This is a genomic window from Microbacterium lacticum (genome assembly GCF_006716815.1).
Classification (GTDB): domain Bacteria; phylum Actinomycetota; class Actinomycetes; order Actinomycetales; family Microbacteriaceae; genus Microbacterium; species Microbacterium lacticum.
Map to the genome: position 1 here is coordinate 918,484 of NZ_VFPS01000001.1, position 15,079 is coordinate 933,562.

The 15,079-nt window shown below is 74.0% G+C and carries 11 protein-coding genes and 1 pseudogene; 6 read left to right on the plus strand and 6 right to left on the minus strand.

Annotation, left to right across the window (positions count from 1 at the left end; all coding sequences use genetic code 11):
- Positions 1–25: 25 nt before the first annotated feature.
- Positions 26–3,505 (minus strand): ATP-dependent helicase, encoded by a 3,480-nt coding sequence (locus tag FHX68_RS04480; RefSeq protein WP_141379191.1) that lies wholly within the window; start codon positions 3,503–3,505, stop codon positions 26–28.
- Positions 3,502–6,627 (minus strand): ATP-dependent helicase, encoded by a 3,126-nt coding sequence (locus FHX68_RS04485; protein WP_174799061.1) that lies wholly within the window; start codon positions 6,625–6,627, stop codon positions 3,502–3,504. Before FHX68_RS04485 ends, FHX68_RS04480 begins: the two co-directional genes overlap by 4 nt.
- Positions 6,628–6,789: 162 nt before the next feature.
- Between FHX68_RS04485 and FHX68_RS04490 the strand changes: the two genes are divergently transcribed.
- Together FHX68_RS04490 and FHX68_RS04495 are read left to right on the plus strand one after the other, a co-directional pair.
- Positions 6,790–7,014 carry a DUF3107 domain-containing protein gene (locus FHX68_RS04490; protein WP_141379188.1) on the plus strand — a complete coding sequence of 75 codons (225 nt, stop codon included), beginning with the start codon at positions 6,790–6,792 and terminating at the stop codon, positions 7,012–7,014.
- A 17-nt stretch (positions 7,015–7,031) separates the two neighbouring features.
- The gene (locus FHX68_RS04495) at positions 7,032–7,322 is read left to right on the plus strand and encodes a hypothetical protein (RefSeq protein WP_141379187.1); all 291 of its coding nucleotides are present in this window, start codon (positions 7,032–7,034) and stop codon (positions 7,320–7,322) included.
- Positions 7,323–7,353: 31 nt separating this feature from the next.
- Here FHX68_RS04495 and FHX68_RS04500 read toward each other — a convergent pair whose 3' ends face one another.
- Positions 7,354–8,070: a ferritin-like fold-containing protein gene (locus FHX68_RS04500; protein WP_141379185.1), complete on the minus strand. Its 717-nt coding sequence runs from the start codon at positions 8,068–8,070 to the stop codon at positions 7,354–7,356.
- A 191-nt stretch (positions 8,071–8,261) separates the two neighbouring features.
- Here FHX68_RS04500 and FHX68_RS04505 point away from each other — a divergent pair, with 191 nt between their 5' ends.
- Positions 8,262–9,782, plus strand: a complete 1,521-nt coding sequence (locus tag FHX68_RS04505; protein WP_141379183.1) for a DEAD/DEAH box helicase — start codon at positions 8,262–8,264, stop codon at positions 9,780–9,782.
- Positions 9,783–10,027: 245 nt separating this feature from the next.
- Positions 10,028–10,150 carry an SHOCT domain-containing protein gene (locus tag FHX68_RS04510; RefSeq protein ID WP_141379181.1) on the plus strand — a complete coding sequence of 41 codons (123 nt, stop codon included), beginning with the start codon at positions 10,028–10,030 and terminating at the stop codon, positions 10,148–10,150.
- A gap of 36 nt (positions 10,151–10,186) precedes the next feature.
- Here the strand turns inward: FHX68_RS04510 and FHX68_RS04515 are convergent, their stop codons facing one another.
- A complete protein-coding gene (locus tag FHX68_RS04515) occupies positions 10,187–11,044 on the minus strand; it encodes a PHP domain-containing protein (protein ID WP_141379179.1) in 858 nt (285 codons plus the stop codon).
- Positions 11,045–11,144: 100 nt separating this feature from the next.
- Here FHX68_RS04515 and FHX68_RS04520 point away from each other — a divergent pair, with 100 nt between their 5' ends.
- Positions 11,145–12,161, plus strand: coding sequence for an endonuclease/exonuclease/phosphatase family protein (locus FHX68_RS04520; protein ID WP_141379177.1), 1,017 nt, complete (start codon positions 11,145–11,147; stop codon positions 12,159–12,161).
- Positions 12,162–12,229: 68 nt separating this feature from the next.
- Positions 12,230–13,645, plus strand: coding sequence for an aminopeptidase P family protein (locus FHX68_RS04525; protein ID WP_141379175.1), 1,416 nt, complete (start codon positions 12,230–12,232; stop codon positions 13,643–13,645).
- 231 nt (positions 13,646–13,876) lie between these two features.
- On the opposite strand, the pseudogene FHX68_RS16245 reads toward FHX68_RS04525, so the two are convergent.
- A pseudogene (locus FHX68_RS16245) lies at positions 13,877–14,293 on the minus strand (alpha/beta hydrolase family protein); the annotation flags it as partial.
- A 119-nt stretch (positions 14,294–14,412) separates the two neighbouring features.
- Positions 14,413–15,027, minus strand: coding sequence for a YflT domain-containing protein (locus FHX68_RS04535; protein WP_229661410.1), 615 nt, complete (start codon positions 15,025–15,027; stop codon positions 14,413–14,415).
- Positions 15,028–15,079 lie beyond the last annotated feature (52 nt).

A 15,079-nucleotide genomic window follows, 5' to 3' on the forward strand; every position in this document is an offset into this window, starting at 1 on the left:
GCCCGCGGCGCGACACCGCGCCACGTCAGTCGCGAATGACGAGGTCGTCGGCGACGTAGTACAGCACGACGTCGATGAGCTCGGCGGGCACGCCGGACCGCGCCTGGTACGCCCGGCGGTAGAGCCGCAGCTGCGCGAGGCGCTCCTCCCGCTCGGCGGCGGTGCGCGGCGGCCGGCCCGTCTTCCAGTCGACGATCTCGACGCGGTCGCCGCGCCGGTACACGGCGTCGAGCTTGCAGATCGCGATGTGCGGTCGCCCGTCGGGCAGCAGGTCGTCGAGCGCCACGTGGATCTCGACCTCCACCTCGACGGGCTGCAGGTCGGCCCACTCCGACGCGAGGAAGCGCGCGCGGAGCCCGTCGAGGGCGTCCGCGTCGGCGGCCGAGAGATCGTCGATGTCGGTGTCGCCTTCCCACAGCGCGTCGTCGGGTGAGGGCCCCGCTCCGACGAGCCCCGACCGCTGCTCCACCCACGCGTGGAACAGGGTGCCCAGGCGCGTCTGCCGGTAGGGCCGCTCGGGCATCGGCAGCGCATGGGCGGCCGCCGCCGCGGCGTAGTCGGCGACGAAGTCCTTGTACCGCGACGCAGGGATGCGCGTCGGGGCAACCGCCGCCGTTCCGGCCGCGCGCTCGGCCCGCTCGGCGAGGAGGAGCGCGACATCGCGCGACGGCGCGGCCGGCTCCCTCGACTGGGCGCCGCGCACCTCGTCCGCCGCAGCGGAGACCGCCGTGCGCCGCGCGCCGAGCGGGTCGATCGGCCACGACAGCAGCCGGTTCTCGTCGAGGTACGGGTTCTCGCCCAGGTCGTCGGGCACCGGGAGCGGGAGCTCGACCGCCTCGGCGATCTCCGTCTGGAACACCCCGGGCCGGCGGGCCGTCTTCGTCCCCGACCATGCGGACCCGGTCACGAGCAGCCGGTCGCGGGCGCGGGTGACCGCGACGTAGGCGAGGCGGCGCTCCTCGTCGAGCTGACGGTCCGCGAGAGCCTGTCCGAAGGCATCCAGCGCATCACGGAGGTCGTGCTGGGTGGGGGCCTCGTCGGGGCTCCACGCGAGGCGCGGCAGCCAGGCGCGGTCGCCGCGGAAGGGGTAGGGCAGTACGCCGAATCGGAGCCAGCCGAGGCCGTCGCGGGGCTTGGCGGGCAGCTCGTCGTCGACCGCGCGCACGACGGCGACGGCATCCCACTCGAGGCCCTTCGACCCGTGGATCGTGAGCAGCTGCACCACGTCGTCTTCGGGCGGCTCGGTGCGCGGGGCGAACTCGTCGGCGCGCTCGGCGCGGTCGAGCCAGGCGAGCAGCGCCGGCAGCGACCCGCTGTCATCGGCGGCGAGGAAGCCCTGCAGCTCGTCGATGAACGCGCGCAGCTGGTCGCCGGCCACCCGTGCGGGTCCGCGCGCCTCGTTGGCGGCGAGCTCGATGTCGAGGCGCAGTTCGACCTCGATGAGCCGGACGAGTTCGGGCACGGGGAGACCGGCCGCGCGGCGGAGGCCGGCGAACACGGCCGACGCCTCGCGCAGGCGTGCGCGGCCCACCGCGGTGAACCCGCCGAGCCAGCCGTGGTCGTCGGCCTGCCGGCCGATGAAGTCGAGGGCGTCGGTGAGCGACGCGCCCTCGTCGCCGGCGGCGCGCAGCCGTTTCGCGAGGTCGGCGTCGAGCTGCTGCAGCGAGGCGTCGGAGCGGGAGATCCGCCGTGCGAGCGCCGCCAGGGAGCGCAGATCGGGCAGCCCGATCGACCATCGCGGCCCGCTCAGGAGGCGGATCAGCGACGAGCCCGCGTGCGGGTCGCTGATCACGCGGATGGCGGCGACGACGTCGACCACCTCGGGCGTCGACAGGAGTCCGCCGAGGCCGAGGATGCGATGCGGGATGCCCCGGCGTCCGAGCGCATCGGCGAAGCGGACCATGTGCTTCTTCGCGCGGAACAGCACCGCCCCGGTGGTCTGCTCCCCCGCCGCGCGACGCTCGTCGCGGACGCGGCCGAACCATTCGGCGACGCGATCGGCCTCGGCGTCGACGTCGCTCTCGTAGGCGACCTCGACGACGCCGGCGGGGGCGGCCGGGCGCGCGGTGAGCGCACCGACCGGCACGGGCGTTCGGGCGGTGAGGGGCGCGAGCACGGCGTTCGCCGCCGCCAGCACCTGCTCGCTGTTGCGCCAGCTCGTCAGGAGTGAGAAGTGCTGCGCCGCGCCGGCGGGGGCGAACGCCGCGGCGAACCCGCCGAGGTTGCCGGCGCTCGCGCCGCGCCAGCCGTAGATCGACTGGTGCGGATCGCCGACCGCCATCACCGCGGTGTCCGCGAACAGCGCTGCGAGCAGGTCGCTCTGCACGACCGACGTGTCCTGGTACTCGTCGAGCAGCACGACCCGGTAGCGCCCGCGCAGCTCCGCCGCGACCGACGGATGCGCGCGGACGATCTGGAGCGCGCCGGCGACCTGATCGGAGAAGTCGATCAGTCCACGCCGGCGCTTCTGCGCGTCGTACTCGTGAGCGAGCCGGGTGAGCGGCGGCAGCCAGGAGACGGGCGCGACGGCATCGCGCACCCGAGCCAGCGGCCCTGTCCCGCGTCGCGATGGGCGCTCGAGCACCTCGCCGAGGTCGTCCGCGAAGGCCGCGACGGCGGCGAGGTCGGCCAGGTTGTCGACGGCGTCGCGGGCGAGGCCGAGGGCGGCGTCGATGATCGTCGACGGGCGGCGCGCGACCTCTTCAAGGGCCGGGTCGTCGGAGGCGTGCACGACGCTGCGCATCAGCAGCCAGGCGGCCGACTCGCTGAGCACGACCGATTCGGGGTCGCGCCCGATCCGCACGGCGTTCTCCCGCACGAGCTGGTCGGCGAAGCTGTTGTAGGTCGCGACCGTCGGGCGGTGCAGCAGAGCATCGGATGCCGCGGCGCCGGCCTCGCCCGCGGCCGCCCCATCGCCCCGAGGTGCGCCTGTCGACGAGGCATCCGCCGCCATGGCATCCCTCGACGGGGCATCCGCCGCCGTGGCATCTCTCGACGACGACGCCGCCACCGTCGCCTCCAGCGCGTCGAGGGCCGCGCGACGCGCCGCCTCGGCGGCGTGGACGCCGCCTTCGCCGTGCTCGATCCGCGCGAACGCGTCGAGCGCTCCCGTCTGGTAGAGGCCTTCGAGATGCGGCAGCAGCCCGCGCCGCTCGTACTCGCCGAGGCGGGAGAGGCGCCGCTGGATGCGCTCGGCGAGCTCGCCGGCGGCCTTGCGGGTGAAGGTCAGCCCGAGCACCTCGTCGCGGCGGACGAGGCCATTCGCGACGAGCCAGACGACGCGCCCCGCCATCGTCTCGGTCTTGCCGCTGCCGGCCCCCGCGACGACGAGGGCGGGAGTGAGCGGCGCGGCGATCACCGCAGCCTGCTCGGGGGTGGGCGGGAACTGTCCGAGCGCGGCGGCGATCGCCTCGGGTGAGATCAGTGCCGCGCCCCTCGCACCCTCGGGAGAACCCGACGGCCCGGCGGCGCCGGCCGACGTCTCGGTCAGAGAGGTTCCGCTCATGAGCTGCTCACCGGGCCGATCGTGTGGATGCGGCAGAGGCCGTGGGTGTGGTCGTCGCGGCAGTGCGCCTCGTACGGGGCGAGGAACGTCGCGCCGCCCATCACGTGCACGGCGTCGTCGATGCGGTGCAGGAACGCGGCGCGGGTCTCGTCGTCGAAGGGCGGCTGGGCGGGCGTCGCATACGGCGCGCCACGGGTCGGCTTGAGCACGAGCAGCTTCGCCCCGCCGGCGGGTCTGCCCGCCGCCGCCGGGATCGCGCCCTGTTCGAACGCGAGCTGGTAGGCGCTCAGCTGCGGGTTGCCGATGGCGGCGGCGGGCCCGGTCGCCTGCGTGCGCCCCGTCTTCAGGTCGACGATCACGACGGTGCCCTCGCCGGTGAGCTCGACCCGGTCGATGGTGCCGCTGATCACGGCGGGAAGCGCCGCTCCCGTCACGGGCACCTCGAGCTCGAAGTGCGGTTCGGCGCCGAGCAGCGTCGTGCCGCCGCCCTCGGCGTCGCGCAGGTAGCGGCTGAGCCGGGCGATGAGGTCGCGCGCGCGGGTGCGCTCGGTGCGTTCGATCCACGCGGCCTCGAAGGAGAGCTCCCCCCAGCGCGCCTCCACGCTCGCCCAGAGTGCGTCTTCGTCGGCGCCGTCGGCGTGCTCGAGCGCCGCGTGCAGCAGCGTGCCGAGACCCGCGCCGACGCTGCCGGCGTCGCCGCCGAGGTCTCCGATCACCCAGTTCAGCTGACACTCGTCGATCGCCTCGAGCTTCGACGGCGAGACGCGTGCGGGCTCGGAGGCGAGATCGTACAGCGGTCCCGCGCTCGAGGCCGGCGCCACCCCGTACCACCCGTCGGGGTCGGCGCCCGCGACGCCCGCCGCGGCCAGGAGAGCGAGCTGTCCGGCGGCGTCGCGGCGCGCGGCGGCGCTCGCGCGCGGGTCGGTGAGGGCGCGCCGGTAGAGGGCGACGAGGCCCCGCAGCGACAGCGGATGCTCGGCGCTGCGCGGCGCGGGCTCGGCGGGCGGCAGGAACTCGAACAGCACGCTCGGCCCGGTGTCGTCGTCGGCGACGGCCGTGACGATCAGCCGCTCCGCGGCGCGCGAGACGGCGCGGACGAACAGCCGCAGCTCGTCATGCAGCACGCCGCGGCGGAGGTCGAGGGCATCCGCCGCCTGACCGTCGCCCTCGCTCTGCGCGAGCCGCCACGTGTCGAACAGCCCGCCGCGGGTGCGGAGGTTCGGCCAGACGCCGTCCTGCACGCCCGCGATCACGACGGTGTCGAACTCGGTGCCGAGGGTCGCGGCGGGGGTCAGCACCCGCACGACGCCGACCGGCTCGGGAGAGCTCAGCCGGTCTTCGGCGACGTCGGAGTCGAGCACGCCGCGCACGAACGCGATCGGGCCCGTGCCGTCGGCGCGTTCGCCGTGACGCTTGGCGGCCTGGAAGAGCGCGACCACGGCGTCGAGGTCGCGCCGCGCCTGGTCGGCGAGCGATCCGTAGCCGGCCGCGGCCTCGCGCCACGTGCGCTCCCAGCCCGACCGCTCCCAGGCGGTCCAGAGCAGCTCGTGCGCGGTCGCGCCGGCGGCCAGCTGTTCGCGGAGCTGCCCGAGCGTCTGGCCGATGCGCGCGGCCCGTCGGCCCTCGCGCGTGTCGATGAGTTCGAACTCGAGCGGATGCCGCAGACCGGATGCCACGAGCTCGCGCGCGCTCGGCACCGGCTCGCCGTCCACGGCGGCCCGCACCGCGTGCTGACGGAGCGTCGTGCGCAGTCGCCGCGCGTCCACGGCGTCCAGTCCCCCGGCGCGGAGCGCCTCGACCGGCTCATCGGCGGTCCACTCGTCGCGCGCGGCGAGGTCGACGAGGGTCAGCAGGTCGCGCACCGCCCGCGTCTCGCCGAGCGTGCGCCCCTGACCGCTCGCCGTGGGCACGTCGCGCGCGGCGAGCTCGGCCTCGAGGGCGGCGACCTGCCGGCTGTCGTGGGCGATGACGGCGCACGAGCTCCAGGGCACCTGGTCGTGGATGTGGCGCTCGCGCAGCAGCCGCGCGATCGTGTCGTACTGCTCGCCGGGTGAGCGCAGGGCGTACGCCCGCACCGAGCTGTCCGCCTCCGCGCCGCCGACTGACCCACCGGCGCCCGGCTCATCCCCCACCGGCGGAGCGCCCGGAACGCGCCGGTGCGCGACGACGCCCACGGCGCCGATCCGCATCGTGACCTCGGCCGTGAGTCGCTGCAGCGCGGGGGTGCCGCGATGCGCGCCCCGCAGGATGTGCAGCGGCACGCCGGTGGCGAGCCGCGCGAAGTTCTCCGGCCGCGCGCCGCGGAACGTGCCCGATCCGACGTCCGGGTCGCCGAAGGCGAGCACCGCGGCGCCGGCGCTGCGGAACGCCTCGAGCAGTTCGACGCCGCCGAGGGTGAGCTCCTGCGCGTCGTCGACGAGGATCGCGCGCACGCGCCCCGTCGCGCCCCACGCCGGCGAGCCGGGCGGCAGCGTGCGGGCGAGGCCCACCGCCTCGCGCACGAGACCCGCAGCGTCGCGGTGCGCCCCGCGCAGCCGCGCGAGCACCGCCTGATAGTCGACCGCGAAGGACGCCAGGGACACCCAGACCTCGCGATCAGAACCCTCGCCTCGGGCGGCGAGGGCTGCCGGCGTGATGCCGAGCGTCGTGCACTCGGCGAGGAACGCGCGCAGCTCCGTACGGAACCCGCGGGTGGCGCGGATCTCGGCGCCGAGCCACGTGGGCCAGCGCCGCGCGCCCTCCGCCTCGTCCTCGGCGTCGCCGTCGAGGAGGTCCTGCACGATCCGGTCCTCGTCGGGTCCGGTGAGCAGCTGCGGCTGGTCGAGACCGGCGTGCACCGCGTGCGCGCGCACCAGCTGATAGGCGAAGGCCGCCACCGAGCGCGCGAGCGGGCCCGGCGTCGCGACGCCCACCGCGATCGCGAGGCGGTCGCGCAGCGCCGTCGCCGCCTGCCGGGTGGGCGTGAGCACGAGCACCTCCTCGGGCGCGAGACCCGCCGCGAGCAGCGCGCGCACGCGGGCGACGACGGCCGTGGTCTTGCCCGATCCCGGTGCACCGACGACGACACCGGATGCCTGCGGCGCGAGCTCGACGACGGCGCGCTGAGCAGGATCAAGGGGCATGGCATCCACGCTATCCGCCCCGTCGGACACGACCGCGCGGCCCGGGGCGCACGGCGCGTTCGCGCACAGCGAGCACCGGTCCGCCCGGCCGCGCATCCCCGCCGCCGACGGGTGTCGTAGAGTCGATATGCGCCCGACATCCCGGCCAGAAAGGCAGTCATCGTGGAGATCCGCATCGGAATCACCAACACCGCCCGCGAACTCAACTTCGAGTCCGGCCAGTCGGCGGAGGCCGTCGCCGCGGCCGTCGCATCGGCGCTCGAATCCGGACAGCCGGCCGTCACGTTCACCGACGTGAAGGGCAACACCTACATCGTCCCCACCGCGGGGATCGCGTTCGTCGAGGTCGGGACCGAGGAGTCCCGCCGCGTCGGCTTCGTGGCCTGAGCCACCGGCATCCGTCGATGCAGATCCTCCTCGCGCTGATCTTCGGCGCCGTCTATGGCGGCGTGCTGCACTTCCTCATGCCCGGGCGCGCCTCGCGCGGCGCGGTGCTCGCGCCGATGCTGGGCGCCGTCGTCGCCGGCCTCGTCTACGTCGTGCTGACGTGGGCGGGCGTCACCGCCGACAACGCCTGGCTGTGGGTCGCCGCCCTGGGCGCGCCGATCGTGGTCGTGCCGATCGTGCTCATCGTCCTCACCCGCACGCGGGCGACCCACGACGCGAACGAGCGGCTGCGCCTCAAGATCTCCTGACGCGCCGCGCAACCCGCGCGCCCTGCCGGGCTCAGGCGTCGAGCCCGATGGCCGCCATGCGGCGCGAGTGCCCCGCCAGCAAGTCGGTGAACACCGGCTCGACGCGCTTCTCCTCGGCCGCGTCGAGCGTCTGCGGGCGGAGCGCGCCGCGCGCGATCAGCAGCGTGTCGCCCACGAGCCGGCGCCCCCACAGGCTCAGGAGGTCGCGCCATTCCTCGTCGGCGGCGATCGCGTCGGTGATGATCTTCACGAGCGCCTGACGGTCGTCGTCGGCGGTGAGGATCTGCGCGACCCGGTTGCCGGTCGCGCCGTAGCTCGCCGACAGCGCCAGGTAGAAGTCGTCGAGCATGCCCGCCGTGATGTGCACCGAGAGCATCGTCTCGAGCGGGCGCGCGCCGTGCGTGGCGCGCCGGAACGCGTCGAGCGGCTCGCGGAAGGGCAGCATGATGTCGAGCGGATCGTCGCCGCGCGAGCGGATCACCTCGACGAGCTCGCGGTGCTTCAGGAGCGCCGCGCCCGCCGCCCGCGACAGCGACTCCTTGTGCGAGAGCTCCGGCGTCGGCGCGATCAGCTGGCTCAGCGTCTCGAAATAGCCGAGCTGCAGGTACGCCGCCTGACCGAGGTAGGTGTCGATGTCGGGGGCGAGCTCTTCGAAGTCGACGCGGCGCACGTCGCCGAAATCACCGCGGGAGCGCACCCGCAGGGTACGCACGGGTCTGCGCTCGCGCTGCCAGGGCCAGGTCACCACGGCACCAGCCTAGATGAGGGGTGCCCGGGGCGAGGCTCGGGCGTCGCCGCGTGCCGCGTGGCGGGCTCCCGGGCGCCCTCCGGTAGGCTGGCGGTGTCCCGGCGATGGATCGGGGCCACCGCGCCTGTGGCTGAGTGAAGGGCGTGGACCTTCTCACCCGGCGGCATCTCACCGCCAGACAGGTACGTATCGTGACGACTTTCGCAGACATGGGTGTCGACGCCGACATCGTCGAGGCCCTGGCATCCAAGGGCATCGTGGATGCCTTCCCGATCCAGGAGCAGACGATCCCCCTCGGCCTTCCCGGCCAGGACATCATCGGTCAGGCCAAGACCGGCACCGGCAAGACCTTCGGCTTCGGCATCCCCGTCGTGCAGCGCCTCGGCCTCGACCCGGCCCCCGGCGTGAAGGCGCTCATCGTCGTCCCGACGCGGGAGCTCGCCGTCCAGGTCTACGAGGACATGGACATGCTGACCTCGAACCGCTCGACGAGCGTCGTCGCGATCTACGGCGGCAAGGCCTACGAGGGGCAGATCGACCAGCTGAAGGCCGGCGCGCAGATCGTCGTCGGCACGCCCGGCCGCCTCATCGACCTGAACAACCAGCGCCTCCTCGACCTGTCGAACGCGACCGAGGTCGTGCTCGACGAGGCCGACAAGATGCTCGACCTCGGTTTCCTCCCCGACATCGAGAAGATCTTCGCGAAGGTCGCGCCGGTCCGGCACACGATGCTGTACTCGGCGACCATGCCGGGGCCGATCGTCGCCCTCGCCCGCCGCTTCATGTCGAACCCGATCCACATCCGGGCCTCCGACCCCGACGAGGGCCTCACGCAGGCGAACATCCGCCACCTCGTCTACCGCGCGCACTCGCTCGACAAGGACGAGGTCATCGCTCGCATCCTGCAGGCCGAGGGCCGCGGCAAGTCGGTCGTGTTCACGCGCACCAAGCGCGCCGCCCAGCGCCTCGTCGACGAGCTGAACGACCGCGGGTTCAACGCGGGCGCCGTGCACGGCGACATGAGCCAGGAGGCGCGCGAGCGCTCGATGGCCGCGTTCAAGGCCGGCAAGAAGGACATCCTCATCGCGACCGACGTCGCCGCCCGCGGCATCGACGTCGACGACGTCACGCACGTGATCAACCACACGATCCCCGACGACGAGAAGACCTACCTGCACCGCGCCGGCCGCACCGGCCGCGCCGGCAAGACCGGCATCGCGGTCACCTTCGTCGACTGGGAGGACCTGCACAAGTGGGCCCTCATCAACCGGGCGCTCGAGTTCGGCCAGCCCGACCCGGTCGAGACGTACTCGTCGAGCCCGCACCTCTACGAAGACCTCGACATCCCCGCCGGCACGAAGGGTCGCATCGCGAAGGCGCCGCGCACCGGCACCGTCCGCACCGCGCCGGACCGCACGCCGCGGCCCGAGCGCGCGGCCGACGTCGCCGCCGAGGGCACGACCGAAGGCGGCACGCGTCGCCGTCGCCGCCGCCGCTCCGGCGCGCAGAGCGTCGGGTCGACGTTCACCGAGGGCGCCGAAGGGGCCGTGGATGCCTCGGCTCCGGGCACTCTCACGGCCGAGCGCGCCGCCGAGGGCGCGGGCACGCACGACGGCGAGGGCAAGGAGCACCACGACGGCAAGCCCGCCCCGGCCCGGCGTCGTCGTCGCGGCGCCGGTGGCGGTGGCGCCGCTCCCGCGGCCGGCGCCTGACCGGCGACCGCCCTCTGACGGACGTCGCTCTCCGACGTACGTCGCTCTCCGACGCACATCGCGGCGACCCACGGGAACTCGGTGTCACGCGGCATGTCCTACGACGCGCCGCGTGACTCCGGATCGCTGCAGTGAGCAGCGAGCGACCTGTCGTCGCGCCGCCTTACTGAAGGGGTTGTCATGCGTTTCTTGGAAGACGCCGTGGAGTATCACGGCTTTTGGGCCTCTTTCTGGGACCTGATCTGGTGGTTCCTCGCGGTCTTCATCTTCGTCGCGTACCTGTTCGCGCTGTGGCGAAGAGTCTGCTCGACGCGGGCGCGATCTCGCCGTCGGAGTACGAGACCCTGAAGGCCAAGGCGCTCGCCTGAGAGCCGGCCTCGCCGCGGCGCGCCGGTCTGCGCGGACTACGCGTAGACCGGGGCGCTGCCGGTTCCGCGGTCGATGATCCGCGCGACCATGTCGTCGCTGGTGGTGTGCTCACCGGGCTGGTTGGGCTTTCCCAGCCCGTGGTAGTCGCTCGATCCGGTCACGATGAGATCCCGCGCGGCCGTGAGCGCGCGCAGGCGCCCGAGGGCGGGTTCGACGTTCTCGCGGTGGCCGAGTTCGAAGCCGGCCAGGCCCGCGTCGAGCATCCGCTCCACGAGGGCATCGGGCAGCAGTCCCGCCCGTCCTGCCGGGTGGGCGATGACGGGCACGCCGCCGGCTCCGGCGATCGCGGCCACCGCCGTGACGGGGTCGGGAGCGTAAAGAGAGACGTAGTAGTCGCTGCCGGGATGCAGGATGCCGGCGAACGCCTCGCCCCGGTCGCCGACGAACCCCTTCGCCACGAGGGCGTCGGCGAGGTGCGGCCTGCCCACGGTGGCCCCGGCCGCCGTCTGCGCGAGGATGTCGTCCCACCTCAGCTCGTAGTCGCGGCCGATGCGGTCGGCCATCTCCCGCGCGCGGGTGAGCCGCGACGATCGGATGCGCGTGGTGAGGGCGCGCAGCTCCGCGTCGTCGGGGTCGAACAGGTAGCCGAGCACGTGCACGCTCCGCCACTCGTACTGCGCCGACAGCTCCATGCCCGGCAGGAGCGTCATGCCGAGCGAGACCACGGCCTCGGCGGCCTCGGCCCACCCCGAGGTCGTGTCGTGGTCGGTGAGGGCGATCGTCCGGAGGCCCGCCCGGTGCGCCGAGGCCACAACGCCTGCGGGCGGTTCGGTGCCGTCGGAGTGATCGGAGTGCAGGTGCAGGTCGCTCGGACCGTGAAAGCGACTCGCCATGCTGCGAGCGTATCGGGATGCCACGCCGCCCGGTTCCGGCGACGCGTCGACACGCCTCCGACGCACGCTTCTCCCAGCCTCGGCACGTAGAGTCGTCCGCGTGCTGCGCCTGCTCGGAATCCTGATCACCGTGCTCGCGGCGATCGCCGCCGCCGTGGTCACGTGGCCGCAGTTCTTCCGCCTCGAGCGCACCTTCCCGATCGCGCAGATCGTGTCGCTGCGGGGGCCGCTGACGGTCGCGTTCGCCGCGCTGTTCGTCATCATGCTGCTGCTCTGCGCCGTCCGGGCGCTCCGCGGCTTCGCGGCATCCATCGCGGTCATCGCCGCCGTGGCGGCCGTCGCCGGCGGAGGCATCCTCCTCGCGCGCGGCATCGGCGGCGACCCGCTGCCCACCAAGACCGCCGACGCGATCCGCGTGATGACCTGGAACACCGCGGGCGCCGCGACCGACCCGCAGCTGATCGCCAAGACCGCCGTCGCGATGCAGGCCGACGTCGTCGCTCTGCCGGAGACGACGATCGAGGCGGGCGAGGCCGTCGCCATCGCGATGCGCGAGATGGGGTCGCCGATGTGGGCGCACCACGAGGCGTACCCGGGCTGGGCGGCGAACTCCACGACGCTCCTGATCTCCCCGGATCTCGGCGACTACGCCGTCGTCGAGTCGACCTCGGGCGACACCACGAACACCGCCACCGTCCCGACCGTGGTGGCCATGCCGGTCGACGGATCGGGGCCGACGATCGTCGCGGCGCACGCCGTCGCGCCGCGGCAGGACGACATGGACCAGTGGCGGGAGAGCCTCACCTGGCTCGGCGACCAGTGCGCGAGCGAGAACGTCATCATGGCGGGCGACTTCAACGCGACGGTCGACCACATGGACCGGCTCGGCGTCGACGGCGGCGATCTCGGCCGCTGCCACGACGCGGCGGTCGCGGCCGGAGCCGGCGCCGTCGGCACCTGGTCGACCGGCTGGCCGTCCCTTCTCGGCACGCCCATCGACCATGTGCTCGCGACGGATGCCTGGACCGCGACCGGCGCCGTCGTGCTGACCTCGCTCGATCAGAGCGGCAGCGATCACCGTCCGCTCGTCGCGCAGCTCGAGCCCGCCGCCCGCTGACCGTCGGCGCGGCCGTCGCGCGTGCACTCCGACGTGCCCGCCGCATGCCGGAGTGGGAGACTGGAGGCATGAGCACGAACGAGACCGACACGACGACTGCCGAGCCCCAGCCGGCCGCCGAGAACCTCAACCGCAAGCAGCCCTTCCCGCGCGGGTTCCTCGAGACGATCTCGACGGGCTGGGCCGACCGCCCCGAGCAGACTCCCCCGCCGCGCGCGCAGGCGCCTCACGCCGCCGCCCGCCGCGACGCGCTGTCCGCCGCCTTCCCCGGCAAGCGGCTCGTCCTCCCCGCCGGCACCTACAAGCAGCGCTCGAACGACACCGACTACCCGTTCCGCGCACACTCCGCGTTCGCGCACCTCACCGGCTGGGCGAGCGACGCCGTGCCCGACTCGGTGCTCGTGTTCGAACCGACCGGCGAGACCGGCCACGACGTGACCCTGTACCTCCGCGAGCGGGCCGACCGCACGACGGCGGAGTTCTACGGCGACGCCACGATCGGCGAGTTCTGGATCGGTCCCCGGCCAGCCCTCGGCGGCGTGGCATCCGACCTCGGCCTCGCGACGGCGCACCTCGATGCGTTCGACACGCTCCCCGGCGACCTCGTGCTGGAGGAGGACGCCGACCTGACGCGCTTCGTCTCGGAGCTGCGGCTCGTGAAGGACGCCTACGAGATCGAGCAGCTGCGGCTCGCCGTCGCGGTCACCGCGCGCGGCTTCGACGACATCGTCGCGGACCTCCCCCGGATCATCGACACGCCCCGCGGCGAGCGGGCGGTGGAGGGCATCTTCCACCAGCGCGCCCGCATCGAGGGCAACGGTGAGGGCTACGACACGATCGCCGCGTCGGGCCCGCACGCCTGCTACCTGCACTGGACCCGGAACGACGGCGCCGTCGTGCCGGGCGACCTGATCCTCGTCGACGCGGGTGTCGAGGTCGACAGCCTGTACACCGCCGACATCACGCGCACGCTCCCCGTGTCGGGGACCTTCACCGACGTGCAGCGCCGCGTGTACGACACGGTGCTCGAGGCCGCCGATGCGGCGTTCGCCGTCGCGAAGCCCGGCGTGCGCTTCCGTCAGGTGCACGAGGCCGCGATGGCCGTCATCGCCCGCCGCACGGCCGAGTGGGGGCTGCTGCCGGTCACGGCCGAGGAGGCGCTCGACGCCGACGCCGGCGGCCAGCACCGCCGCTACATGGTGCACGGCACCAGTCACCACCTCGGCATCGACGTGCACGACTGCGCGCAGGCCCGTCGCGAGATGTACTACGACGGCATCCTCGAGGAGGGCATGGTCTTCACGATCGAGCCGGGCCTGTACTTCCAGATCGACGATCTGACCGTGCCCGAGGAGTTCCGCGGCATCGGTGTGCGCATCGAGGACGACGTGCTCGTCACGGCGGACGGCGTCGAGAACCTCTCGGCCGCGATCCCCCGCACGGCCGACGAGATCGAGGCCTGGATCGCCGGCTCCGCGCGCTGACGCCGCGGCGCGGGCCCGTCGTGCTCCGTGGCACGGCGCGCCGCGCGCGGGCGCGTCGCGCGCTGGCGCGTCGCGCGCTGGCGTGTCAGAGGACGGCGCGTCAGAGACGGGCGCGTAGCCAGGGGCGACGGATGCCGCGAGGCCGGCGCCCACATCGGCCGGAGTCCGTCGGGCACCCCGCACCTCGAACGAGTGGGCCCCGCCGGCGATCCAGACGATCTCTGAGTCGGCGCATGTGTCGACCGCTGCGCGGAACTGGTCGACCGGTTGGATGAACGGATCGGCCGAGCCCTCGACGAACAGCTGCGGTGCGGCGATGCGCGCGAGGTGCGCACCACGCGGAGCCTCGGGCTTGCCGGGGGTGTGGAACGGGTAGCCGAGGTAGACGAGGGCATCGGGCGCGATCACCCCGTCCGCCGCGGCGACCGACGCCATCCGTCCGCCGTACGACTTGCCCGCCGCGACCTGCGGCACGCCCGGGGCGAGCCGGGCGAGCTCGGGCATCACAGCCGACCAGGTCGCCACGGCGTGCGCGGCCGGTCCGGGCATCCGTCGCTCCGCTTCCCGGTAGGGGAAGACGAAGCGCAGCGTCGCGATGCCCGCGTCGTTCAGGGCGCCGGCGAAGCCGGTGAGGAACGGATGGTCCATGCCGGCCCCTGCACCGTGCGCGAGGGCGACCGCGGCCCAGGTGCTGCCGGGGTCCGCCGGCGCGTCGAACAGGGTCGACACGGTCACCTCCCCCGCGGGGAGGACGACCGTGAGCGCGGTCACGGGGTGTCGGGACCGGGCGCCGGGTCGCCGCCGGCGGGAGCGTTCGGCCCGGGCGCCGGGCGCGGGGCGGGAGCCGGCGCCGGATCGATCCGCTCGCCGTACTGCGGCGGGGTCGTCAGGTCGACGGGAGCGGGAGCCGCGGCCGTCGGCGCCACGACGTGCCCGACGATCTCCCGGGCGCGGTGGATGCTGCGCGGCAGCACCGTCACCTCGTAGCGGTCGCCGAGCACCTGCGTCACCGACGTGTAGTCGCGCCGGCGGCGCAGCAGCGCGTAGGTGAGGATGCTGAGGAGCATCCCGATCGCGATGCCCACGAGCATGACGCCGGCGAACAGCTGGATCGCCGCGTTCGGCGTGCCCAGCACGAAGATCGCGGAGAACGCCAGGCCCAGCAGCACGCCGTTGATCGCGCCCGAACGCGCCGCGGCGGCATATCCCAGCCGTCCCGTGATCGTCTCGACCGAGCGCAGGCCGTGCCCGACGATCGCGATGTCCCGGGCGGGGATGTCGCCCTGGATCAGCTGCGACACCGCCTGCTGGGCGGCCGGATACGTCGCGTAGTCGGCGATCTTCTCACCGTGCTCCTGCGGAGCGCCGCCCATCATGCTCATCGGTCCATCTTGGCATGCGTGCGCTTCGCCCGCCCCGCCGCGCACCCTCGCC